This window comes from Ruegeria sp. YTSA135, assembly GCF_059610165.1.
Window position 1 is genome coordinate 265839 of the sequence record NZ_JBXWNC010000001.1, and the last position, 25151, is coordinate 290989.

The window sequence follows — 25151 nt, forward strand, 5'->3', positions numbered from 1 at the left end:
CTTGCAACTGGCCTTGTACATCCCATCTTTAGAATGTGAAGACGATTTACATCAACCCCGGAGATACGAAATGACCGCACTGTCCGACCACGCCGTCCCTGCAAACCCGGGATGGCTTTACCGTGCCGAGGCCTGGATGGATGACAAGGGCAAAGGCGCCTGGATCGCCGCCATGGTGCTGGGTTTCATCTTTTTTTGGCCTGTTGGCCTTGCCCTTCTGGCCTATATGATCTGGAGCAAACGCATGTTCAGCAAATCCTGCAACCGCCGCAAGTCGTGGCAGAGTCACATGAGCGCCATGAAACCGTCGGGTAACAGCGCCTTTGACGCCTACAAGTCGGATACACTCGCCCGGTTAGAACGGGAACAGCAAGATTTCGAAGCTTTCCTGCATCGCCTGCGCGAAGCCAAAGACAAGGCTGAATTCGACCAGTTCATGGACGAGCGCGCCCGCGAAAATCGCGATGAAGGCGACAACGGCGAACGCGCCTGATCCGATCTTGCCCTGTCCCGGATTTAGGGACAGGGTATTCCCGCACAACTATTCGGAAAAACTGAATGACCCACCTACCCGATCCAGACAGCCAGCCCGAATTCTATCAGTCGGTGGTGACCAAACGCTTTGTAGCGTGGCTTTTTGATATCGCTTTTGTCTCACTGCTGTGCATCGTGCCGGTCTTCCTGACGCTCGGCTTTGGACTTTTCTTTCTACCGCTGATCTACGCTGTCCTCAGCTTTATCTATCGCGTGGTTACGATCGCAAACGGATCCGCCACGTTGGGCATGCGCTTTATGGGCATCGAGTTGCGCGATGCGTTCGGATCGCGCCTGGATATGGGCAAGGCCGTGGCCCATACGGCCGGATACTTTGTCAGCATGGCGTTTTTTGTGGTGCAAATCATCTCGGTCATCATGATGCTAACGAACGCACGTTGCCAGGGTTTGACGGACTCGTTCCTTGGAACAGTCATGATCAACCAACGGGCATAAATTCAATCAAGTGAATCACTTGGCGGCTCAAGGAACCGTTGCTATCATCCCGTTTCAGGAGAGACGGGACCTTCATGCGACACACGCTGCCAATTGCGCCGCAATTCTATGTAACCGCACCCCAACCCTGCCCTTACCTTGAGGGCAGGATGGAGCGTAAGTTGTTCACAGCCCTTCAGGGGGAAGGCGCTGATCAGTTGAACAATTCCCTGTCGCAACAAGGGTTTCGCCGGTCGCAAAACGTGCTTTATCGCCCATCATGCACCGATTGCGCCGCCTGTTTGTCGGCGAGGATCGACGTCTCGGCCTTCCGCCCCAGCAAGAGCCAGAAACGCACGGCCAAGCGCAATTCTTACCTGCAGCGCCGGGCAAATTCTCCGTGGGCGACAGACGAGCAATACGAGTTGTTTCGTCGTTATCTTGACACGCGCCATGCCGATGGCGGCATGGCCGATATGGATGTGTTCGAGTTCGCAGCGATGATCGAGGAAACCCCGATCCGCAGCCGCGTCGTCGAGTATGCCGATCCCGACACCAAAGAACTGATCGCGGTTAGCCTTACGGATGTTCTGGATGACGGTCTGAGCATGGTTTATTCGTTCTATGACCCCGAGCAGCCGCAAAGCTCATTGGGGACATACATGATTCTGGATCACATTGATATCGCGCGCGAGGCTGGCCTGCCTTATGTCTATTTGGGTTATTGGGTTCCGGGCAGCCCCAAGATGGGTTACAAGGCGCGGTTCGCTGGTCTTGAGGCTTACATGCAGGGTGAATGGCGCCGTATCAAAAACCCTGACGATTTGAACGAATCCACCCATCACCCGCTGTCCACAGCCCCCATTGCCGAACAGGTTGCGGGTATCCAATTACCTGATCGTCACCCCACCAAAGGCTAATCACACATGCATCAAACGCTTCATGCCGTCACCCTTGTGGTGCCGGACTACGATGCCGCTATTGCCTTCTATACCCAGACGCTCAATTTCACGTTAACGAAGGACATCGACCTTGGCGGCGGCAAACGTTGGGTGCTGGTGACGCCTCCGGGAGCCGACTCAGGCTCATTGCTGTTGGCGCGTGCACAAGGCCCTGATCAGGTCGCCGCCGTCGGAAACCAGACCGGAGGTCGCGTCGGCTTTTTCCTGCAAACAGATAATTTTGAACGCGATCACGCGGCGATGTTGGCCAACGGCGTCCATTTCGAAGAAGAGCCACGCCATGAACCCTATGGCACGGTGGCTGTCTGGCGCGATCCATTTGGCAACCGATGGGATTTGCTCCAATTCTCTGAGTGAGCCGCTCCCCTTACCCAAGCTGGAGCGGGTTTGCGTTGTCGCCTAAACTATCGGGCGTGACGAATCTGGTGTCTCAGCCTGCTGACCGAACCTAACCAAATCGCAGCAACAAAAAAAGCCGGAGACCCGAAGGCCCCCGGCTGTGTTCTTTTATTCCGAACGGATCAATTCGGGATCAGATCCGGAATGATCGTGACAATCGACGGGAAGCTCCACAGAATACCAATCCCAACCACCTGGATAATCACGAACGGTATGATCCCTCGATAGATATGACCGGTTGTCACCTCTTTCGGCGCGACGCCTCGCAGATAGAACAAGGCAAACCCGAACGGTGGCGTTAGGAACGAGGTCTGCAAGTTCACGGCCACCATGATCGTCACCCATTTCGGGTCAAACGAGCCGCCATAAATCACCGGGCCCACGATTGGGATCACGATGTAAATGATCTCAAGGAAATCCAGCACGAAACCCAGGATGAACAGCACGAGCATCACGATCAGGAAGACAGTGAACTCATTGTCGAAACTGCGCAGGAACTGCTGGATATAGTGCTCACCACCGAAGGAGATCACAACCAGGTTCAAAAGCTGTGACCCAATAAGGATGGTGAAAACCATCGAGGTCACCTTGGCCGTCTCACGCACGATTGGGGTCAGAACACCGCCTGAATACAGCACCCAGCACGCAAAAATCAGACCGAACAGCGCGTAGAGATACGCTGCGTAGGCAATGAAGAAGGCGATCCAGCTTTCAACTGACACACCATCCTGATTGATCCGCAGGTCAAAGTTGATCCCCATCAGCATGCAAATGATGATGGCAAGAGTTGACCAGATGATCACCTTGCCCGTCAGGCCCTGATCCTGAAGCTTGCGATAGGCCGCCAGCATGATCGCACCACCCGCACCCAGCGCTGCGGCAGGAGTTGGGTTGGTGATACCACCCAGGATCGAGCCAAGCACCGCGATGATCAGAACCAGCGGCGGGAACACCACCCGGATCAGATCATTGGTGGCGCAGCGTTCGGCCGCGAATTTGCAGCCATAGATTGCCAGCGCAAATGGCACCGCCAAGAGAAGGAAAGTGGTTCCGGACGACGTTGTCGGAGAGATCGCCACAAGGTCAACCAGCAGCATCAGCAGAAGTCCAATGGCCCCCACGATCAGCGGCTGCGTCGATTGTGAAGGGGCAATGCCGCGGCCCATCAGCAAAGTCAGACCCAGCAGTACGACGATGACCGCAACACCAGTACCAATCGGAGCTGCCGCAGCAATCTTGGCATCCTGTGCGGCGGCCAGTTCTTCCTCGGACAGGCGTTGTGCCTGCGTGACGCCACCGGCTTCGTCCAGCGCCTGTTGCTCGGTCACGGCCTGATCCCAGGCGGATTGACCGTGAAGTTCGATCATCGAGGCCTTACATTCTTCCGATACGTTTGTACGCAGCGAAGCGCCCTCACCAATATCCGAAAACGCCGAGACAGTGATGTTCTGGCTACCAATGATACCCATATTGCCCAACAACAGGACGCCAACAATCAGAGCAACAGGCGCACCCAAAAGCCAGGTCAGACCTTCGCTGCGGGTAATCGGCTCACCACCGCCGCCGCCAAGCTCAACCGCCGGGGCTTTCTCGGGGTTCAGTAGCGCGTAGCCAAAGGCATAGAGCGCATATAGCAACGCAAGCATGATACCCGGAAGCAAAGCCGCCTGGAACAATGTCCCTACCGAAACAACCGCAGGCTCACCCAGGTAAGTCAGTGCGTCCGTACACCCGGCTTCAACCGCGCGGGTTTCCTGTGCAGTTGAATAGAGATCGCCCGCCAAAGTCCCCAACAGAACAATCACGATTGACGGCGGGATGATCTGCCCAAGCGTTCCCGACGCCGCGATAACACCTGTCGCCAGTTCCGGCGCATAGTTGTTCCGCAACATGGTCGGCAGCGCCAGAAGGCCCATCGTCACAACGGTCGCGCCCACGATCCCGGTCGATGCTGCCAGAAACGCGCCAACGACAACGATCGAAACGGCCAGACCGCCCGGCAAAGGACCGAAGACGCGCGCCATTGTGGTCAGCAGATCATTGGCGATCTTCGACCGCTCCAGCGTGATCCCCATCAGGACGAACATCAGGACGGCCAGCAGTGTCTCGATCGCTTGCCCCGCCAAGACGCGTTCGTTGATACGGTTGACGATAAAGGACACGTTACGATCCAGCGCGAATTCCCAACCCGAGGGGAAGACCGGCTCGCCTATCCTTGGTAATTCCGGGAATCGGAATATGGATATCGACTCGGGTTTTACCCCCGAGTTCACCAGATCCCGATAGGCTTGCGTGCCTGTGTCGATCGCTTGGTGTATCAACAACCCGGCGCTGTCCAATGCCGCGATGATCCCGAATGAGATGATACCGGCCCCACCGATGGCAAAAGCCACCGGGAACCCGGAAAGGATACCTCCGAAAAGGCAGAAAAATACGATAATGAGGCCTATTTCGACGCCATCAAGTCCGAATAGCATTGTCTTGGTCTCCGTCCTTAATGAGCGCCTTCGTAGGCTTCTTCGCCCTCGCCAAGGCTGTCCTTGTCAAGGTATTTTCCATCACTCTCCGGCCCTTCGACATATTCAAGATACGACCGGTACAAGAATGCGACTGCCTGCAGAAACACCAGCCCGGCAAACGCCACCAGCATGATCTTGAACAGGAAGTACGCGGTGAATCCGTTGGGGCTGAAGCCGATGGTCTCGACATTCCATCGCATTGCCCTGGCCTTCATCAAAAGACGATCCAGTGTGTCGCTGGCCGATGGTTTCGGCACGATCAAATGCCGCCACATGAAATACCAGCCATACATCCAGACCAAAACCGCTAGTGGCATCATGAAGAAGACAGAGCCCAGCATGTCGACCACCTTTTTGGTGCCGAACCGCGCTGGCGCATACAGCAGGTCAACGCGCACGTGTCCGCCTTGGACAAACGTGTAACCCACACAAAAGGACACCACCAACGCGTTGTAAAACTTCAGCATTTCTGCATACCAGCTGATGTCAAATTGCACCGGAATACCAAACGCGATCACAATGTCGGGCCTTGTGAAAATGCGCTGCATGATCACGATGATGATCTGTTGCAGCACCATCAGCAGACCGGCCCATGCAAAGAACCTGCCAAGGGTATTTGTGAATCCTTCAAGCACCCTGACACAGCCCCACATGAAGGGGTTGCGAATTATACCGATGACCGTGATGACCAGAAGAATTGCAAAAACGGCAAAGAAGAACTCAACCGACCCGCCATAGTAGACGAAGCGCATGACAGCTTCTTTGTCGGACCAATCCAGCCAAAGGCCCGGATGGGTCACCGCGTAGCCGATATTGTAAAAGGCTTGCGCCAGATTTTGCAGAACCCAGACTATCCCGCCGCCGATTGCGGCAAGAGCGTCGGTCAAACCAACCGAGCTGCTATCGTCCATGATGTCCCTCACTCATCTGAATGTCCGTGGCCTCTACTTTAGCAGGGGTCCCCAGATTCAGAGAATATCTATTGAAAAGAGGCCCCACATGCGTGAGGCCTCAAGGATTTCAGGCTGTTACTTAGCCACCCAGAACGCGAACACGTTGTTGGACATAGTAGCCGTCGGATTTGTTGATCCACGACGCCGATGTTGCCAGCGATTCCTCGAACGAACCGCGGATTTTGGCGAACAGTTCGTCACCCATGTTCTCGTCCATGACTTCGGCAGATGCTTTTCCGAACGCATCCCAGACATCATCCGAGAATTGCAGCGTCTTGACGCCCTGCGACTGCAGGCGTGCCAGCGCGGCACCGTTGTTGGCCAGCGTTTCTGCCAGCTGATAGTGGGTCGTGGCCATCGACGCGTAACGCATGATTGCCTGTTGCGCAGGGGTCAGCTCGTTCCAGACGTCCAGGTTAACGGACGACGACAGACCCGAGCCCGGCTCATGGAAGCCAGCGGTGTAGTAGACCTTGGCAACTTCCTGGAACCCGGCGCGTTCGTCGGCCATCGGGCCAACCCACTCCAAACCATCCAGCGCACCCGAAGACAGCGCCTGATACAGTTCACCACCGGGAATGTTCTGAACGGATGCGCCCAGTTTACCCAAAACCTTACCGCCCAGACCGGGCATACGGAACTTCAATCCGTTGAAATCCGCGGCCGAGTTGATCTCGTTGCGGAACCAGCCACCGGACTGCGAACCCGAGTTACCTGCCAGCAAGCCTTTGAGGTTAAATATCTGGCCCAGCTCGTCATGCAGCTCTTCACCGCCGCCGTGATAGTACCAGTTGGTCAGTTCCTGTGCGGTTCCGCCAAACGGAACAGCGGTGAAATAGGCGTAACCGGGGTGCTGACCGATAAAGTAGTAGTCGGCCGAGTGATACATATCAGCCTGACCCGATGAAACGGCGTCGAAAACTTCCAGCGCGCCCACCAGTTCGCCCGGTGCTTTCTTTTCAATGGTCAACTGACCGTCGGACATCTCGCCGACCATCTGCTCCATATAGGTGGCGGCGTCATCCAGAACGGCAAAGCCGCGCGGCCAGGATGTCACCATTGTCAGGGTCCGCTTACCCTGAGCATAGGCAGGTGCGGCCAGCGCCGTCGCTGCCGCCGCGCTGCTGCCCAGTGCGGTGGTTTTCAAAAATGAACGACGATCCATTTAGTCAGTCCTCCCAAAGTCGTGGTCTGCCCGTTGGGGCAGTTGATCGTTTTCAGTGTCGGGCATCATATCGCTGCGACCAGTGAAGAAAATACCTATTACTACGTAGAAACCGCCTTTCTTTGGGCCAAACCGTTGGATTTGCCCCTGATTATTTCGGTTTTGGCCCCACCTCCGTGTCCTCGGACGGCTGGACTTTGCTTTTTGCGCAAAATTTGCATATCGCAGGGGTATGGGGAGATTCCGGAACGTCTTTCGACCAAACTATGCGCAGAAGCTGTCACTGCTGGCCACGTTGCCGCTCATCGTTGCGGTGGCCGCGATTGCGATCCTTGTGGCGGACCAATCCCGCAAACTCGCCGAAGGCGAAATTGTTCAGCTTGAGGCACAGCTTATCGAAGCCAAGAAGGCAGAATTGCGTAACTACGTGACCCAAGCCCGCAACGGATTCTATTTCGTCTACGGTTCTGCTCAACCCGATGATCAAGAGGCAAAGGATCAGGTGACGCAGATCCTGTCGGCCATGATCTATGGCGATGACGGGTTTTTCTTTGTCTATGACTATGATGGTAACAATCTTGTCAGCCCACGCCAGACCGAGTTCATCAACAAGAACTGGAGCGGCCTGACCGATAGCGAAGGCACGCCGATTGTGGACGAATTGATTCGTGTCGCCAGGCAGGGTGCTGGGTATCACACCTATCTTTGGCCGAAACCCTCAACCGGGGAAGAGGCGCAGATGATCACCTACGTGACCAGTTTTCCCAATTGGCAATGGGCGGTCGGCACCGGTGTTTTCATAGACGATGTCGTCGCCTCGATCGCCGCAGCCCGAGCCGAGGTCGAGGCCCGCGTGCAGCGGACATTCTACTATATTGGCGGGATCACGCTGGCCGCAGTCCTGATTGTTTTTGCCTCAGGTATGTTCCTGAATTTTCGCGAGCGGCGACTGGCGGACGCCAAGCTGAAAGAGTTGACGCAGCGGGTGCTCGACACGCAAGAGGAAGAACGCGGTCGCGTCGCGCGGGAACTGCATGACGGTATCAGTCAGATGTTGGTTGGCGTGCGCTATGCATTGGACAACGCTCGTCGTCGGCTTGAGCGCGGGGACGACGAGGCCGCCCGCGACCCTCTCTATAAAGGCATAGAAAATCTGGGCACTGCCATCATCGAGGTCCGCCGCATCAGCCGCGATCTGCGCCCTGGTGTCTTGGACGATCTGGGCCTCGGTCCTGCGTTACAGGCGCTGACAGATGATTTTAGTGAGCGTACCGGCATCGAAACAGAATTCTCAACTGTAGTTTTCCGCAACCGGCTGGATCAAGAGGCCAAGATCGCGCTTTACAGGATAGCGCAGGAAGCCCTCACCAATATCGAGCGTCACGCAGATGCGACCCGCGTTACCATTGACCTGCGCGGCCACAAGAAAGGTGCAACGATGCGGATCACGGATAATGGCCGCGGTCTTCCGCGCGAGCCGGGTCATGCAAGCTCGGGCATCGGGTTGCGCAATATGCAAGAGCGGATCGAACAGCTTGACGGCTCCCTGCGGATTCTGTCATCACGCGGCCCGCAAGGCGGCACCGTGATCGAAGTCACCCTACCCCTCAGCCATCTGCTGCCGCCACAGGAAGAAGCCACACCGAACCGAAAGGCCGGCACATGATGATTAGAGTTCTGATAGTCGATGACCACCCGATGGTGGCCGAAGGGATTCAGTCGATCCTTGAAAGCTATCCCGAGATCGAAGTCGTCGGCACGCTCGGAACCGGGCAAGAGGCCGTCGATCAGGCCGCTGATCTGGCCCCTGATGTCATCCTGATGGATTTAAACATGCCCGGCCTTGGCGGGCTGGGTGCCACCGAGATCATTCTCGAACGCCTGCCGGATACGCGCATCCTGATCCTGTCGATGCATGACAGCCCGGAATATATCTCAACCGCGCTCAGTCATGGCGCAAAGGGCTACGTGCTGAAGGACGTCCCTACGGACGAGATTAAACAGGCTATCGACGCAGTGATGCGGGGTGAGCGGTACCTGTGCACCGGCGCCAGCGGCTCGCTGCAACCCAAACTGGACGGCACGCGTGATGCACTGACGGGGCGTGAACAGACAATTCTGCTCGAACTGGCGCAGGGCAAATCCAACAAGGAAGTTGCGCTGGTCCTCGACATATCGGTTCGCACGGTTGAGACGCATCGCAAGAATATCAAGCGCAAGCTCGGCATTTCTTCAACCGCTGGCCTGACCCGATACGCGATGGAGCACGGCGTGCTTCAGGGCACCAGCCCGGGCTTCTAGACGCCACCGCAGCGCGCAGCGCTGCCCGGCCCAACCGGCGGACATGCGCCCCCGGCGCATCGACAACGGGCGGGAGTGTTCATGGCCAGAGATTTACGATCTTGGCCGAATATCCTGACCAAAAAACACCAGCGTTCCATCTTCGTCGATAACGTGAAACTCGCGCTGTTGATACGGCTGGTCGAAAGGCGGACGCACACGCCCCTCGGGCAAATCCACCAATGACAAAACGCTTGGCAATCTTTTCGGAAGCTGCAGAAAAACCCCACGCGGTCACAATAGAAACCAATCTGCTTTGCAAGGGCGCGCACAAAACAAACGGCGTAAGCTGCAAAATCTTAGGTATCCGAGCCTCTGGTTTGTCTAACATCAGCCTGACACAGCTTAGTCCAGTAGTTGGTCGTTTCTCATCCCTTCCCGTTCATGATGATGAGGCAATACTCGCCCGTAAAGCTGCCGCGTGCGCTCAACCCCACCACACATCCCCTGGGCTTCGACAAATGAAAAAATGCCAACGTATCGGCTGCGTTCACCGGATACCGGCGCGACCCTGTGCAACGCATAGCGCCCTTTGAAAATCTGCAGATCACCCGGCTTTAACTCCAGTTCGCGCACCTGTGTTCTGTCCCCATCGAGGATCGAGGCCACAGCCGCGAAGTTTTCATTCTCCGGCGTTCTCAGATTGGGCACGTATTCAAATGCGCCACCGGCCTCTCCATTCTGAATAGCGAGGGTGACAGTGTAATTGTTGGTATCGAAATGCCATGGAAAGCCCTGCCCTTCTTCGACCACGTTTACGATGACGTCCGCCAGTGGGTCATCGTAGCGAAAGAACTGGTCTTCGGGCTCATTCAGCGCGTCCCGGATAAACGGCATAAACCACGCGTACTCGTATATCCGGCGCAGAGGGCCAGACGCAGGGAAATTATCAGCCGGCACAAATGCGTTTGAACGATCATAAAATCGGCGTAACGGATGACCAATGCCAAGGCTGGGATCATCTTTGGTGAAATAGGCATTTGTCCGGTTAAAGGACCGATGGGCTTTCGGGGCAACCTTGTCAGCCTCGCGCACCAAAAGGTTCAGCCCGTCCTTGTGCACAAATCCGGGAAGTACTGCACAGCCATCCTGGTCCAGCGCGCGCCTCAAATCGGTGATCATCTGATCATAAGCCCGAGACCCCTGCCGATCGATTGGATACCGTCCAAGATCAACCAAGTCGTGTAGCATCATTCGCCTCCCTGAACTGTCCGCCTGCTATAAGCGTGAAACAGAGAAACGCGCCGCTCATGTCTGTTTCTGACATCGCGCTGACGCTTTTTGACCTGCCAAAATCCCCTCGGCGCCCTTCAATCAGGATGAAATTCTCGAAAATTCCCTGCCTGCGGCAATCTGCGCAATAAAATGTCGCAAAATCAGCAACTGAGGTTACAAAATTGGTACGATTGCCTGTTGACGACCTCAGCGCCCGCCCATAATGTCCCTCCAAGCTGAAAAGGAGCCTCTGGCGATGAAAACGCTAGTCGTAATCGTAGGAACAACGCGCATGGGCCGGTAACGGTAAACCATAATCGAACCCATGCGCCTCCGAAAAATCTCGGGGGCTTTTTTTATGCGAAACGCAAGACACATGTCGCGAACGGAGCAAAGCAGATGACACGTGAGATGACCGGCGCAAAGATGGTGGTTCAAGCCCTCAAGGATCAGGGCGTGGACACGGTATTCGGATACCCTGGTGGCGCCGTCCTACCGATCTATGATGAGATCTTTCTGCAAAACGACATTCGTCACATTCTGGTGCGCCATGAACAGGGTGCGGTACACGCCGCCGAGGGGTATGCCCGCTCGACCGGCAAGCCGGGCGTTGCGCTTGTGACCTCGGGTCCCGGTGCCACCAACGCGGTGACCGGCCTGACGGATGCATTGATGGACTCGATCCCGATTGTGGTTCTGACCGGTCAGGTGCCGACCTTCATGATCGGGTCGGACGCGTTTCAAGAGGCTGACACTGTAGGCATCACCCGCCCTTGCACCAAGCACAACTGGCTCGTCAAGGAAACGGACACGCTGGCCGAAACCGTGCACGAGGCGTTTCATGTCGCCACCTCGGGTCGCCCGGGGCCGGTATTGATCGACATTCCCAAGGACGTTCAGTTTGCGTCCGGGAAATACAGCCCGCCGAAACCATCAACCTCGCATTACCAGCCGGTTCTGAAAGGCGATCTTGAAGAGATCACAGAGCTGGTTGCCGCGATGGAGACGGCGAAAAAGCCCGTCTTTTATACCGGTGGGGGTGTCATCAACTCGGGTCCTGCGGCCAGCCAATTGCTGCGCGAACTTGTTGACGCGACGGGCTTTCCTATCACCTCGACCCTTATGGGTCTTGGCGCGTATCCGGCGTCCGGCGAAAACTGGTTGGGCATGCTGGGCATGCACGGTCTGTACGAGGCTAACCTCGCGATGCATGACTGCGACCTGATGATCAACATTGGCGCGCGGTTCGATGACCGGATCACCGGACGGATTGATGCGTTCTCGCCAAAGTCAAAAAAGGCGCATATCGACATTGATCCATCGTCGATCAACAAGGTTATCCGCGTGGACATACCGATTGTCGGCGACGTCGCTCATGTGCTCGAGGACATCCTGAAGGTCTGGAAGGCGCGCGGGCGCAAGACCAATGCAGCCGCTGTCAAGAAATGGCAGGCGCAGATCAGCGAATGGCGCAAGGTGAATTGCCTTGCCTATACCAACAGCGAAAAGTCGATCAAACCACAATACGCGCTGCAACGCCTTGAAGAACTGAGCAAAAACCACGATCGCTACATCGCGACTGAGGTTGGCCAGCATCAGATGTGGGCGGCCCAGTATTTGGGTTTCGAGAATCCTAACCGCTGGATGACATCTGGCGGATTAGGGACGATGGGTTACGGCTTTCCGGCCTCCATTGGCGTGCAAATGGCCCATCCGGACGCGCTGGTCATCAACGTGGCGGGCGAAGCATCGTGGCTGATGAACATGCAAGAGATGGGCACAGCCGTTCAATACCGCCTGCCCGTTAAACAGTTCATCCTGAACAACGAACGCCTTGGCATGGTGCGGCAGTGGCAGGAACTGCTGCATGGCGAGCGGTATTCGCATTCCTGGTCCGAGGCCCTGCCCGATTTCGTCAAACTCGCCGAAGCGTTTGGGGCCAAGGGCATCTTGTGCTCGGACCCTGCCGATCTGGATGATGCGATCATGGAAATGATCAACTATGACGGCCCGGTGATCTTTGACTGCCTGGTTGAAAAGCACGAAAACTGCTTCCCCATGATCCCATCAGGCAAGGCGCATAACGAGATGCTGCTGGGCGAGGCCGAAACGCAGGGCGTGATCGATAGCAAGGGCTCGGTTCTGGTTTAAAGCATGCGACGAATTTTGTCGGGCGTCCTTGCGCCCGACACCACAAGGATGATGAAAGGGACATAAATGTCTGCCCTACATATCAAAAAAGGCGCCACACGCCATTCTGCCTATAACCTACGCCCAACATTTTCCGACCTGCAGGAACGCCACACGATTGCGCTTTTGGTCGAGAATGAACCCGGTGTCCTGGCACGCGTGATCGGGCTGTTCTCGGGCCGTGGCTACAACATTGAAAGCCTGACCGTGGCAGAGGTGGACCATACCGGGCATCTCAGCCGTATCACCATCGTGACTGTCGGCACACCGCAAGTTATTGAGCAGATCAAGGCGCAGCTGGGCCGGATCGTTCCAGTGCATGAGGTGCATGACCTGACTGTTGAAGGCGATGCAGTCGAACGTGAGCTGGCCATCATCAAGGTTGTGGGTGCTGGCGACAAACGGGTTGAAGCGCTGCGGCTGGCTGATATTTTTCGCGCCAACGTCGTCGACAGTACGCTGGGCTCCTTCATCTTTGAGATCACCGGCGCACCGGACAAAATCGATGCGTTTGCCGACCTGATGCGCCCGCTGGGTCTGGTTGAGGTGGCGCGCACCGGTGTCGCTGCACTGCTTCGCGGAGAATAACCCGCACCCCACCCTTTCGAATTTCACGCTAAGGGTGGGGTATTGCGTCGTTTGACCGCCATACATTTGCCACTTTTCGAAAATGCGGCGTTTATTCGTGAAATAGAGCTAAAAAGATCACACAAAATAGGATAAAGCCTATTGCGTTTGTAGTATTGAACGTTAGCCTCAGGGACTGTCGTGGCGTAGGGATGCGCCCGACCGTGTAGTATTTGCGTGCTTATGCGTTGTTTCGGCCACCGGGTCAAAGCCGCGATGTACGCTAGTCAAGTCGCTGGAACCTGAGACGCTTATGACCAAAGATTTTCGTAACCCGGACGAACTACGTAGGATGTTCGGCGCGAATCTTAGGCAGCTTGCCAAGCAATACAGTTCCATTTCAGAACTTTGCCGACACTTGGGCGTCAACCGAACCCAATTCAACAGATATCTTGGCGGTGAAAGCTTTCCGCGGCCCGATGTTCTAGACCGAATTTGTCGTTTTTTTGAGGTCGACGCCCGCATATTGCTGCAACCACTGGACGAAATCGACAGATCACCGCCGCACCCTGCCGCAGCCGCCTTGACCGAATTCTTAGGGTCAGGCCCAAAAACACTGACCGAGAACCTGCTTCCGGCAGGGTTTTACTATGCGACGGAAACCGAGGTGGATGAACATCAACCCTCGCGTCACAGGCTGTATTACGTTCGCCGGTTACCGCAATGCACGCTGGTGCGCGGGTTTGAGCCCAGGGCCAGCATGCCCGGCGCTACCCCGAACGAGCGCGAAGTGCAGGGCATCGCAGCCAGTGCCGGGCGACAAATATATATCCTTATGTCCAGCCGTGCGGCGCAAAACAGTCGGATCTACTTGGTAACGCGCGGGTCAGATGAAAATTCTGACCACTGGCGCGGGGTGGCAATCTGTCTGTCGAAAACCACAGCTAATGTTGCGACGACCCGACGTATTCTTTTACGCCATCTAGGAAATGATACGTCATCCGTACTGGCCGCAGCGCGAACCGCCCAGCGGGCCGAGCGGACCTTCCAGCAAGGGACGAAATAGACATCACGCGGTGCTTGCCTCGGATGCCTGTGTGATCAACCGGTACAAATGCCAGCTTGCGTGCCCCAGTAGCGGCAACACAACCAACAAGCCCAAAAACCACGGAATCATGGCCACAAAGGTCAAAACCGCGATAAATGCACCCCATGACAGCATGATGATCAGGTGGTCGCGGACATAGCTGAAGCTGGCGATCATGGCTGACACGAAATCCAGCTCTCGGTCCAGAAGCATCGGGATCGAAAGTACAGTGATCATGTACAGCACGGTGGCAAATACGGCCCCGACCGCGGTGCCCACTGCGAGCATCGTCAGGCCGTTCGGGGTCAGATAAACCTCGGCAGAGGTCGACACGTTGGTCATCGTTGACAGGCCCATAAACAGGGCAAAAATCATGTGTCCCAGAAAGAACCAGAACAGGAACATCACGACGATGATCGCACAGATCGAAGGCAATTGACGGCGCCCCTGCTGCACCACAACACCGAATATCGCACCAAAATCCAGCTTCTCGCCCTGCTCCAACCGGTGCGAGACCTCATACATCCCGACCGCCACAAACGGTCCGAGAAGCGGAAATCCGATGGCAGCCAGCACCAACCAATAGGACGTACCGGTCTGAATCGTGATCCATGCCATTGCCCAGCCCGCAAGCACGTAGAAGCCCGCGAACAGCAGCCCAAACAGCGGTGCCCGACGATAATCAGCCCAGGCGCGGCGCAGAGCCTCACGCAGCATCTCGATGCTCACCGGACCCATGTCCGGTACACCAAATGGTTTGTCCATGTTAATCCTCCTCCCCTCCATTCCAAAATCAGGCCGGTCTTTTCTGTGGCCAGCCAGTCGCCGCATGATAAGCAGCGCCCATTGACAATATACGGGCATCCGATCCACGCGGGCCAAAGACCTGCATTCCCATCGGAAGCCCCCGCGCGCCGAAACCGACAGGAACCGACAAGCACGGCAAGCCAATCAGACTGACAGGCACCACAACCTGCATCCACCTGTGATAGGTGTCCATCTGTGTCCCGGCGATGGCTGTCGGGTACGGCGTTTCAATATCGAATGGCCAGACCTGCGCTGATGGCAGGATCAATGCATCATATTCCTCGAACAATTGAGCGGCTCGGCGAAACCACTCGGATCGCACGACACTGGCGTCATGAACCTGCATCGCGGTCAGACTCATACCGCGGTCCAATTCCCATTGCGCGGTCTCTTTCAGCGCGTCTCGTTGCCCCGATAGCGAGGCAAGGCTTGCGGCCACGCTCCACGCGCGGAGTGTAACCCAACTCTCCCACAGCCGCTCTGCCTCGAAAGGCGGCGTAACCGGGATTATGTCGGCCCCGAGTCGCTCGAATACCGTCAAAGCATCCCGGCACAGACCAAGTATACCATCCTCAAACGGGAATGCCCCGCCCCAGTCTTTCAGCCACCCAATCCTTAGCCCTTGCAAACTGGCCGTCTGGACCGGAGACACAGCCGCGTCGGAGCATCCATGAGGTTGCCGCGGATCAGGCCCCGAAATCACGTCCAACAACAGGCCCAGATCCTCGGGGCTCCGTGCCATTGGGCCAAGGGTCGAGAGCTGATGCAAGAACCCGTCGCCCACAGGTTCGGACGGCACCCGCCCCCAACTGGGTCGGAACCCGTACACATTGTTCCACGCGGCGGGGTTGCGCAGACTGCCCATCATGTCCGATCCATCCGCCAATGCGACCATTCCCGTCGCAAGCGCCACGGCAGCACCCCCCGATGACCCACCGCATGAACGCGTCGGATCGTAAGCATTGCGCGTCGCCCCGTAGACCGGATTGAACGTATGAGAGCCCAAACCGAATTCCGGCGTATTGGTCTTGCCAATCAGAATTGCCCCCGCAGCACGCATACGCGCGGCGATCAGGTCGTCTTTCTCTGGCACATGGTTCCGAAAAATCGGCGAGCCCTGAGAGGACACCACCCCAGCGACGTTTACCAGATCCTTAACCGCAATCGGCAATCCGTGGAGCGAGCCTTGAATTCCCCCCTCATCCAGCGCACGCGCCTCAGCCATCAACTCATCCGGGTCACGCAGGGCAACAATCGCATTCGCCGACCCGTTCACCGCTGCAATTCGGTCCAGCGTCTTTTGCATCAGTTCACGCGCCGACAACCGTCCGGCGTTCATCGCGCTCAACAGATCGCGTGCAGTCGCTTGGCTAAGATTCATTCTGGGATATCCCTCGTGCAAGGTCAGCCTAGCGGGGGCACACCCTCATTTAAACCCTTTGTTTAAATGTATCTTTTTCAGCACCCGCGGCACCGCGCAGACGACATGAGAGAGGCAAGTTCAATTCACCAATCGGTACAGGAAAGACAGGGGGCAAACCCCGTGCATAGCTTAATCGCCCTGCGCCTCGGATCGGCTTTTGCCCGCCACGTTCAGCGCAAGTGTCGCTGCCATGAACCCATCCAGATCACCATCCAGAACGCCCTTGGTGTCCGAAGTTTCATAATTCGTGCGCAGGTCCTTGACCATCTGATAGGGCTGCAAAACGTAGGATCTGATCTGGTTGCCCCAACCCGCATCACCCTTAGCCTCATGAGCCGCGTTGATGTCCGCGTTCCGACGGTCCAACTCTTGCTGGTACAAACGCGATTTCAGGGCCTTCATCGCGATGTCCCGGTTCTGGTGTTGAGATTTCTCGGACGAGGTTACGACGATACCTGTGGGAATATGTGTGATCCGCACCGCCGAATCCGTGGTGTTCACGTGCTGACCACCTGCACCTGAAGACCGGTATGTGTCGATGCGGATATCGGACGGGTTAACTTCAATCTCGATATTGTCGTCGACCACCGGATAAACCCAGACCGAACTGAACGAAGTGTGCCGCTTGGCTGCCGAGTCATAAGGTGAAATTCTGACCAGACGGTGCACGCCGCTTTCAGACTTTAACCAGCCATAGGCGTTATGCCCCGATATCTTATAGGCGGCGGATTTTATCCCCGCCTCCTCGCCCGCGGTCTCAGACTGCAATTCGACCGTATAGCCCTTTTTTTCAGCCCACCGCACATACATCCGCGCGAGCATCGACGCCCAGTCGCAACTTTCGGTGCCACCCGCGCCCGAGTTGATTTCGAGGAATGTATCATTTCCGTCGGCCTCGCCGTCCAGCAACGCCTCAAGTTCTTTCTTGGCGGCTTTGGATTTCAGGCCCTTTATGGCCTGCTCGGCATCGGTTACGACCTCTTCATCCTCTTCCATCTCGCCCAGTTCGATCAGTTCGATATTATCGCTCAGATCGGTTTTGATGGATTCGTAGGTCTCAATTGCATCGACCAAAAGCTGCCGGTCACGCATCAGTTTCTGCGCGTTTTCCGGGTTATCCCACAGATTGGGGTCCTCGACACGCGCATTGAACTCTTCAAGTCGATGTGGAGCGGTTTCATAGTCCATACGCTGCGCCAGCAGCTCTAGTGACTTTTCAATCTCTGCCACGATATTCTGGGTTTCGGCGCGCATGGTCTTGTTCCAACTCACTCAATAAGGACTGCCTGATAGCAAGAGGTTACGGGCACCACAAGACAGCAGCGCCGCGAAACACTTCAGATGTCAGTAAAGGCCACCGCCCTGTAGATCACCCTGGCTGGCATTGGGTCCGACGGTGACGGTACTGCCGGTTGACGTGGTGACCTGACGGCCCGAGCTTGCCTCTTCGAACAGCGGCAAGTCAGATCCCATCGCAAACCCACCGTCATAGACGCGGTCGATAAAGCCATCGACGCCGTCGCGGAAATATTCTGCCACCACATAGTCACCGGTGGCATCTTCCGGCAGCCGCGCTCCGCTGAAACGGTCGATTTTTATGAATTGACCACCCGGTGGCACCTCGAACGGTCCACCCCCATACTTCTCAACCGCTTTTTCCATGAAGCTTTGGAAGACCGGACCGCACAACGTGCCGCCATAAGCCCCCCGCCCCATCGGACGCGGGCGGTCATAGCCGATATAGCAGCCAGCCACGATGTTCGAGGTGAAACCGATGAACCACGCATCTTTGGATTCATTGGTGGTACCTGTCTTGCCGGCCGTCGGCACAGGCAGGTTGACAACTGACGACGCCGTACCGCGATCGACAACGCCCTTCATCATCGACGTCAACTGATACGCGGTAATCGCATCCATGACCTGCCAACGATCAGTCACTATGGTGGGCGACTCGTCTGGCTCCAGCCAGCCAGAGTCGCAGTCTACGCACTGGCGGTCATCGTGGCGGTAAATGGTCTTGCCGAAGCGGTCCTGAATACGGTCGACCAGCGTGGGCTCGACCCGCTCACCGCCATTTGCAAACATCGCGTAGGCGGCGACCATTTTGTAAAGCGTCGTTTCCTCGGCCCCCAGCGAATTCGCCAGGAATGCACCCATCCGGTCATAAACGCCAAAGCGTTCCGCATAACCTGCGACAACAGGCATCGTGACCTCTTGTGCCAGACGGATCGTCATCAAGTTTCGCGATTGCTCAATCCCTGTCCGCAGCGGCGTGGGACCGTAGAATTTGTTCGTAGAGTTCTTGGGACGCCACAAACCCTGTGGCGTATTCACCTCGATCGGAGCATCAACAACAATCGTCGCCGGGCTATAGCCGCTATCCAGCGCTGCCGCATACACGAAGGGTTTGAAGCTTGAACCTGGCTGGCGCTGTGCCTGCGTGGCGCGGTTGAACACCGAGTCCTGATACGAGAACCCGCCTTGCATCGCCAGAACACGCCCCGAGTTTACATCCATCGCAACAAAGCCGCCCTGCACTTCGGGCACCTGACGAGCGGACCACTGGCCTTCCTCGCCAGCCATCACCAAAATAACATCGCCGCGTTTAAAATTGGCCGCGAAATCGCCCTGCATCCACTTGATATCAGACCGCGGGACAACACCGTCTGCTGGTCCATCCTCAATACCCACTGTCAGCGACTGTTCGGCCACGTTCAAAACCACCGCCGGGTACCACTGTGTTGGCAGCACCACGTCGCGTGGGATTTCCATGATCGCCAGCGCCTCACGCCACTGGGTCTCATCGGCCAGTTTTTCTTCGGGGAGGACCTCACCCGTGCCGCGCCATCTGCCACGCGACCGGTCGTATTTCTGCAAAGCTTCACGCAGCGCACGGGCCGCCTCGACCTGCATTTCCTCATCGACCGAGGCGCGGACGGTAAAGCCACCGGTAAAGAACTCCCCCTCGCCAAAATCCTCGCTCAGTTGGCGGCGAATTTCGTCAGTGAAGTAATCACGTGGCGGCAAGGCTGTACGGAAGCTTTCAAAATCGCCGTTCTGAACCGAGCGCAGCGGTTGCGCGACTTCGTCTTCATAAGTGGCCCGATCAATGTAGCCGTTCTGCTGCATCTCGCGCAGAACATAGTTCCGACGCGCCAGCAACCGATCCTTTTGCCGAACAGGGTGGTAATCAGACGGCGCCTTTGGCATCGCTGCCAGCGTCGCGGCCTCGTGCGGTTCCAGCTCTTGCAGTGTTTTGTTGAAATAGGTCTGCGCCGCAGCGGTCACACCATAGGAATTCTGACCCAGAAAAATCTCGTTCATATAGAGTTCGAGGATCTGTTCCTTATCCAGCGTATCCTCAAGCCGGGTGGCAAGGATGATCTCTTTGATCTTTCGCTCGGCGCGTCGATCACCAGACAATAGAAAGTTCTTCATAACCTGCTGGGTAATCGTAGAGGCACCGCGCACGTTTTCGCCCTTGGATTTCACCGCCTCGACCCCGGCGGCAATGATCCCGCGCGGGTCATATCCCTGATGGGTGTAGAAATTCTTGTCTTCGGCCGAGATAAACGCCTGCTTCACCAGATCAGGTATCTCTTCCGACGGAGTAAAAAGGCGACGTTCCTGCGCGAACTCGTCAATCAGTTGCCCCTTGCCCGAATAAATCCGGCTGATCGTCGGCGGTTTGTACTGCGCCAGCGATTCATGGCTGGGCAGGTCGCGCCCATACATCCAGAAGATCGCGCCGATCACCAGCGCGGCCATGAAAATACCCAAGGTAACGAGGCTGAAGATTGCCCCGAAAAACGAAAGAATGAAACGGATCACGTCACTGCCTTTTACTCGCGCTGCCGCCTATATAGTGATGCCCCGTTGCGAGGTCAAAACGTGGTGGCTTATATTAGCCGGTTTGCGCCGCAGGGTCACTGGCCAATCAGGGACCTTTTTACCTGATCATCCCGGCGCCATTGCTCTAACCCGTGCAGAATTCCAAGCGCCATGGCTTTGCGCCATTCGGGGTCCTTTATGTTTTTCAGGTCTCTGGTGTCGGAGAGAAACCCAAGTTCTACCAAGACGGAAGGAATGTCAGCCGCCTTGAGAACAGAGAAAGACGCCCTGCGGACCGGGTGGTTGTTCATCGGCCCGCCCTGCTGCGCCATCCCGCCCGCAAGCGCCCGAGCCAGGGCGTCGGTGCGGGGCTTGGTTTCCTGGCGGGCAATGTCCAGCAGCACATCGGCTACTTGGTCATCTGCCCCGCTTAGATCGATACCCGAAATCAGGTCGCCCCGGTCATGACGTTCAGCCAACTTGCGGCTGGCGACGTCCGACGCATCGTCGGACAGCGTGTAAATAGCTGCTCCGTGCGCTTGTCCTTCCGACAGGATATCTGCGTGCAACGAGATAAAAACATCTGCGCCCGCCCGGTGTGCCAAGGCAATGCGGCGTTCAAGGCTGACGAAATGATCGTCAACACGCGTCAACACCACCTGATAGCCACCGGCACGCAACAGCGTTTCGCGTAACTCGCGTGCGAAGGTCAGCATCAGGGTTTTTTCATTTGTCCCGCCGGCCTCGGCCCCAGGATCAATGCCACCATGGCCGGGGTCCAGCATAACCAGTAATGGGCGCGTACCATCGCGTCCCGGCTTTGCAGGCCAGATTGCCGGTTCCGGCAAGTCCCAGTCCAGTTGGCGCGGCGCGCCGGCATTGGTGGTGAAACTGTCGAAATCAGTGCCGCGTAACCCAAGTGAAAGATGCGCTGTTCCGGTCACCTGATCCACGCGCAAGTCCGCAGTATCCACGGCCAACGGAGCACCAAGCTCTAACACCATCCGCGACCAACCCGGAACATACGCACCAAATTTCACGTCGCTGATCCGGTCAGTCTGCAAAAAACTTTCAACCTCAAGCCCCGTCCAATCAACTTCCTGGAAATCCAGAACCATTCGATAGGGATCGCGAAGGGTGAAAACCCGGTATGGCACACCCTGACTTAAACCAAGATCGACACGAACACCCGAGCGACCGTGATCCGCAATACGGCTCTGATCGGGCAGAATGCGTGCAAGCGCACTGAAGTCGTGCGCAAGCGCAGCACCCGTCAGCGCCCAGATCAGGGCGATGGTGTAGAAAATCCTGCTCATGGCCTCAAGTTTTCCCGAGATCGTTTGACCAACAGCCTAACCGAACCGCGCTGCTTTGTGAACGGGTTACGCTGGTGTTGTGCGCGCCGCACGTTGAGCCATGAAACGCTGCAGGCGAAGCAGCCCTTCCTCGATATCTTCGGACGCGCGGGCATACGAGAACCGCAGCGTGTGATGGCCCCTCACCGGATCGAAATCCAACCCCGGTGTAACGGCCACCCCGGCCTTTTCGAGAATTTCAGCAGCAAAGGCGCGGCTATCATCGGTCAGGTCTGAGACATCAGCATAGACGTAAAATGCCCCGTCAGGTGGAGCAATGTTGGTAAACCCGGCCTTTGGCAGCCCATCCAACATCAGCGAACGGTTGCGGCGATATACGTCAAGGTTGGCCTGAAGCTCGTCTTCACAATCCATAGCCGCCAGCGCCGCGACCTGGCTGGCATGTGGGGCGCAGATGAACATGTTCTGGGCAATACGCTCAATCACGCGCACCTGATCTTCGGGCACGACCATCCATCCGACCCGCCAGCCTGTCATTGAAAAATACTTTGAGAATGAGTTGATGACGTAGCACTCATCCGTCAATTCCAGCGCGGTTACGGCTTTGGCCTCATATTCCAGACCGTGGTAGATCTCATCACTGATAAAGGACGCCCCCTGCCCGTGCGCCGCCTCGATCAGCGCACCCATGGCGGTATGGTCCAACATCGTACCAGTTGGGTTGGCCGGGGATGCAACCATCAGACCTTGCAGATCAAGACCGTCAAAATCAGCAGGCACCGGTTGCAAACGATTTTCCGGCGCAGTCGGCAGATCGACCGGAACCAAACCCAGCGCCTTGAGGATCTGCCGGTAAGATGGATAGCCCGGCGCGCCGATGCCTACCCGGTCCCCGCTGTCGAACAGCGCCGTAAACGCAAGAAGGAATCCGCCCGACGAGCCCGGCGTAATCACCACCCGATCCGGATTTAGATCGAGGTTGTAACACTCGCCGTAAAGCCGCGCGATCCGCTGGCGCAGCGCGGGCAGACCCAAAGCCACTGTGTACCCCAACGGGCCCTGCTCCATTGCTTGTGCCAGCGCCTTGGTCGCCCCAGTGGGTGCGCCGGTTCCAGGCTGGCCCACCTCCATGTGGATAATGTGGCGCCCGGCTTCTTCGGCGCGGCGTGCGGCCTCCATCACATCCATCACGATAAAAGGATCGACCCCGGACCGGGTTGAGTTTTTCATGCCCATCTCCCATGTTGCGACCATGGCTTTTGAACGCTTATGCAGGGTGGCGTCAATCCCAGCCGTGTTGCTGGCAGCAGTGACATGGATGGCAGGCGTTGTTCCGGCATCCGCGCAAGGTTTGATTCGGGACCCTGATATAGAGCACGGATTGCGGGAATTGGCCTTTCCGATACTGCGTGCCGCGGGCCTGAATACCAACCGGGTTAGAGTTCTGGTTGTCAATGACGGCACATTCAACGCGTTTGTCATCGACTATGGAGCGATCTATTTGAATTACGGGCTGATTTTGTCGGTTGATAGCCCCGAAATGCTGCAGGCCGTTATCGCGCATGAGGCCGCGCATATCGCCAATGGTCATCTGGCCAGGCGCGTTGAGAACCTGGGGGCTGCGAACCGTAACGCCGGAATTGGCACTGCGCTGGCTCTGATTGCAGCAATTGCTGGCGGCGGCGAAGCCGCAGCAGGTATCGCTGCGGGCACCCAAAGCGCGGCTTTACGCAGTTTTCTGAGCCACACACGCACCGAAGAAGCCTCGGCCGATCGCAGCGCCGCCAGCTATCTCAGGTCGGCGGGAATTTCGCCCGCTGGTATGGTTGCATTGCATCGCAAATTCGCAGGTCAAGAACTGCTGAACCCGGTCAATCAAGACCCCTATATGCGTTCGCACCCCACCAGCCGCGAACGTCTGCGCGCAGCCGAGGCCTTTCTGGACCAATACGGCGACTGGTCGAAGACAGACCCAAATGCCGAGTACTGGTTCGCGCGTGTGAAAGGTAAATTATCCGCCTTCCTTCGATCATCAACGTGGACGATGCGGCGCGCGAAAGAAGAAACCGCACGGGACATACGACTGATGCGCGAAGCAGCAGCCTTTCATCAAAACCGTGATCTGCCATCAGCCCGATCTGCGATAGATGGCGCATTGGCTATTCGTCCGGACGATCCGTTCTATTATGAGTTAAAGGGCCAGATCTTGCTGGAAAACCGCCAGTTGCAGGACGCAGTCACTGCCTATAGCAATGCTGTGGACAAAGCCCCGAATAACGCATTGATTCTTGCTGGCTACGGACGCGCCCTTTTAGCAAGCGGTCAAACGAAGAAAGCACTACAAGCGCTTGAAAAGGCAAGACAAAGAGACTACCTGAATGCCCGCCTGATGCATGACCTTGGAATGGCGTATGCGAAGGTTGGAAACAACGGAATGGCTTCGGTCGTGACCGCAGAACGATATGCTTTGCAAGGCCAGTTGGCCGACGCGGGTATTCATGCAAAACGGGCCTTGGGACAACTGCCCGAAGGCTCACCAGGTTGGCAACGGGCACAGGACGTGTTGATTGCCTCGGAACGCGCAAAGAAAGCGAAAAGGAAACTGAAATGATCCTCAGACGTGCAGCACCCGCCCTTGTCGGGCTTTCTCTTTTGACCGGCCCGGCCCTGGCGTTGGACCTGAACGCGCTCAGCGATGCTGAAAAAGCAGAGTTTGGCGCACAGGTGCGCGAATACCTGTTGGAAAACCCCGAAGTGATCCTTGAAGCGATCGACATCCTGGAACAGCGCAATGCCGCGCTGGAAGTGGCGGCCGACAAAGAATTGGTCAAGGCAAATACGGATGAGCTGTTCAACGACGGCTATAGCTGGGTCGGCGGCAACCCCGAGGGCGACATTACCTTGGTCGAGTTCATGGATTATCGCTGCGGCTATTGCCGCCGTGCAGTGTCCGAGGTTGCCAGCCTGCTGACCGAAGACGGCAATATCCGGTTTGTAATAAAGGAATTTCCGATCCTGGGTGAGGCTTCGGTTCTGTCCTCGCGTTTTGCCGTGGCTACCAAACACGTGGCCGGTGACGACGCATATAAACAGGTCCATGACGCCCTGATGGAATTCAACGGTGAACCGAATGAAATCTCTTTGCGCCGTATTTCTGACGGTTTGGGATTGGACAGCGACGCAATCATTGCGGCGATGGACAGTGAACAGGTGACCGACGAAATCTCCCGCACCCGCGCGCTGGCCCAGCGTATGAATATCTCGGGAACGCCTTCTTTTGTCTTGGGGACCGAAATGCTCCGCGGCTTCCTGCCTGCCGAGCAAATGCAACAAATCGCCGACGGTGTACGCGCAAGTCGTAGCTAAACAATCGGGGCGGATAATCCGCCCCCTACCAGATTGATGGAG

22 protein-coding genes are annotated in these 25151 nt (G+C 56.7%); 11 read left to right on the forward strand and 11 right to left on the reverse strand.

What is annotated here, in order from left to right; all coding sequences use genetic code 11:
- Window positions 1-70 precede the first annotated feature (70 nt).
- The 4 genes from AC2FIT_RS01310 to AC2FIT_RS01325 all read left to right on the forward strand — a co-directional run bounded on the left by AC2FIT_RS01310 (window position 71) and on the right by AC2FIT_RS01325 (window position 2288).
- Complete coding sequence (locus AC2FIT_RS01310; protein ID WP_496825901.1) at window positions 71-493, forward strand: DUF2852 domain-containing protein; 423 nt, start codon at window positions 71-73, stop codon at window positions 491-493.
- A 65-nt stretch (window positions 494-558) separates the two neighbouring features.
- Window positions 559-990, forward strand: coding sequence for an RDD family protein (locus AC2FIT_RS01315; RefSeq protein ID WP_496825903.1), 432 nt, complete (start codon window positions 559-561; stop codon window positions 988-990).
- Window positions 991-1064: 74 nt separating this feature from the next.
- Window positions 1065-1889, forward strand: coding sequence for an arginyltransferase (locus AC2FIT_RS01320; RefSeq protein WP_496825905.1), 825 nt, complete (start codon window positions 1065-1067; stop codon window positions 1887-1889).
- Window positions 1890-1895: 6 nt separating this feature from the next.
- Window positions 1896-2288 (forward strand): VOC family protein, encoded by a 393-nt coding sequence (locus AC2FIT_RS01325; protein WP_496825907.1) that lies wholly within the window; start codon window positions 1896-1898, stop codon window positions 2286-2288.
- A 164-nt stretch (window positions 2289-2452) separates the two neighbouring features.
- On the opposite strand, the gene AC2FIT_RS01330 is transcribed toward AC2FIT_RS01325, so the two are convergent.
- From AC2FIT_RS01330 to AC2FIT_RS01340, 3 genes are all read right to left on the reverse strand, one after another.
- Complete coding sequence (locus tag AC2FIT_RS01330) at window positions 2453-4807, reverse strand: TRAP transporter large permease (protein WP_496825909.1); 2355 nt, start codon at window positions 4805-4807, stop codon at window positions 2453-2455.
- A gap of 17 nt (window positions 4808-4824) precedes the next feature.
- Entirely contained in the window at window positions 4825-5760 is a 936-nt protein-coding gene (locus AC2FIT_RS01335) for a TRAP transporter small permease subunit (RefSeq protein WP_496825911.1), read from the reverse strand.
- A 121-nt stretch (window positions 5761-5881) separates the two neighbouring features.
- On the reverse strand, window positions 5882-6967 hold the full coding sequence (locus tag AC2FIT_RS01340; RefSeq protein WP_496825913.1) for a TRAP transporter substrate-binding protein: 1086 nt from the start codon (window positions 6965-6967) through the stop codon (window positions 5882-5884).
- Window positions 6968-7199: 232 nt separating this feature from the next.
- Here AC2FIT_RS01340 and AC2FIT_RS01345 point away from each other — a divergent pair, with 232 nt between their 5' ends.
- Window positions 7200-8633, forward strand: a complete 1434-nt coding sequence (locus tag AC2FIT_RS01345; RefSeq protein ID WP_496825915.1) for a cache domain-containing protein — start codon at window positions 7200-7202, stop codon at window positions 8631-8633.
- Window positions 8630-9268: a response regulator transcription factor gene (locus AC2FIT_RS01350; RefSeq protein ID WP_496825917.1), complete on the forward strand. Its 639-nt coding sequence runs from the start codon at window positions 8630-8632 to the stop codon at window positions 9266-9268. The genes AC2FIT_RS01345 and AC2FIT_RS01350 overlap by 4 nt, the downstream gene beginning before the upstream one ends.
- Before the next feature lie 93 nt (window positions 9269-9361).
- Here AC2FIT_RS01350 and AC2FIT_RS01355 read toward each other — a convergent pair whose 3' ends face one another.
- Window positions 9362-9508, reverse strand: coding sequence for a hypothetical protein (locus AC2FIT_RS01355; RefSeq protein WP_496825919.1), 147 nt, complete (start codon window positions 9506-9508; stop codon window positions 9362-9364).
- A gap of 144 nt (window positions 9509-9652) precedes the next feature.
- Complete coding sequence (locus AC2FIT_RS01360; protein ID WP_496826489.1) at window positions 9653-10498, reverse strand: HalD/BesD family halogenase; 846 nt, start codon at window positions 10496-10498, stop codon at window positions 9653-9655.
- Between the two features lie 423 nt (window positions 10499-10921).
- Here AC2FIT_RS01360 and AC2FIT_RS01365 point away from each other — a divergent pair, with 423 nt between their 5' ends.
- From AC2FIT_RS01365 to AC2FIT_RS01375, 3 genes are all read left to right on the forward strand, one after another.
- Window positions 10922-12673 carry an acetolactate synthase 3 large subunit gene (locus tag AC2FIT_RS01365; protein WP_496825921.1) on the forward strand — a complete coding sequence of 584 codons (1752 nt, stop codon included), beginning with the start codon at window positions 10922-10924 and terminating at the stop codon, window positions 12671-12673.
- Between the two features lie 66 nt (window positions 12674-12739).
- Window positions 12740-13300 carry an acetolactate synthase small subunit gene (ilvN, locus tag AC2FIT_RS01370; RefSeq protein WP_068331841.1) on the forward strand — a complete coding sequence of 187 codons (561 nt, stop codon included), beginning with the start codon at window positions 12740-12742 and terminating at the stop codon, window positions 13298-13300.
- A gap of 292 nt (window positions 13301-13592) precedes the next feature.
- Window positions 13593-14345 carry a helix-turn-helix domain-containing protein gene (locus tag AC2FIT_RS01375; RefSeq protein ID WP_496825924.1) on the forward strand — a complete coding sequence of 251 codons (753 nt, stop codon included), beginning with the start codon at window positions 13593-13595 and terminating at the stop codon, window positions 14343-14345.
- 3 nt (window positions 14346-14348) lie between these two features.
- Here the strand turns inward: AC2FIT_RS01375 and AC2FIT_RS01380 are convergent, their stop codons facing one another.
- The 6 genes from AC2FIT_RS01380 to AC2FIT_RS01405 form a co-directional block, all read right to left on the reverse strand.
- Window positions 14349-15131: a DUF2189 domain-containing protein gene (locus tag AC2FIT_RS01380; RefSeq protein ID WP_496825926.1), complete on the reverse strand. Its 783-nt coding sequence runs from the start codon at window positions 15129-15131 to the stop codon at window positions 14349-14351.
- 28 nt (window positions 15132-15159) lie between these two features.
- Complete coding sequence (locus tag AC2FIT_RS01385; protein WP_496825928.1) at window positions 15160-16554, reverse strand: amidase; 1395 nt, start codon at window positions 16552-16554, stop codon at window positions 15160-15162.
- 171 nt (window positions 16555-16725) lie between these two features.
- Window positions 16726-17850, reverse strand: a complete 1125-nt coding sequence (prfB, locus tag AC2FIT_RS01390) for a peptide chain release factor 2 (protein ID WP_496825930.1) — start codon at window positions 17848-17850, stop codon at window positions 16726-16728.
- 90 nt (window positions 17851-17940) lie between these two features.
- On the reverse strand, window positions 17941-20427 hold the full coding sequence (locus AC2FIT_RS01395) for a penicillin-binding protein 1A (protein ID WP_496825932.1): 2487 nt from the start codon (window positions 20425-20427) through the stop codon (window positions 17941-17943).
- Window positions 20428-20522: 95 nt separating this feature from the next.
- Complete coding sequence (locus AC2FIT_RS01400) at window positions 20523-21743, reverse strand: N-acetylmuramoyl-L-alanine amidase (RefSeq protein ID WP_496825934.1); 1221 nt, start codon at window positions 21741-21743, stop codon at window positions 20523-20525.
- Window positions 21744-21809: 66 nt separating this feature from the next.
- The gene (locus AC2FIT_RS01405; RefSeq protein ID WP_496825936.1) at window positions 21810-22973 is read right to left on the reverse strand and encodes a pyridoxal phosphate-dependent aminotransferase; all 1164 of its coding nucleotides are present in this window, start codon (window positions 22971-22973) and stop codon (window positions 21810-21812) included.
- Between AC2FIT_RS01405 and AC2FIT_RS01410 the strand changes: the two genes are divergently transcribed.
- A complete protein-coding gene (locus AC2FIT_RS01410) occupies window positions 22972-24354 on the forward strand; it encodes a M48 family metalloprotease (protein ID WP_496825938.1) in 1383 nt (460 codons plus the stop codon). The genes AC2FIT_RS01405 and AC2FIT_RS01410 overlap by 2 nt on opposite strands.
- Window positions 24351-25109 carry a DsbA family protein gene (locus tag AC2FIT_RS01415; RefSeq protein ID WP_496825940.1) on the forward strand — a complete coding sequence of 253 codons (759 nt, stop codon included), beginning with the start codon at window positions 24351-24353 and terminating at the stop codon, window positions 25107-25109. Before AC2FIT_RS01410 ends, AC2FIT_RS01415 begins: the two co-directional genes overlap by 4 nt.
- Window positions 25110-25151: the final 42 nt, after the last annotated feature.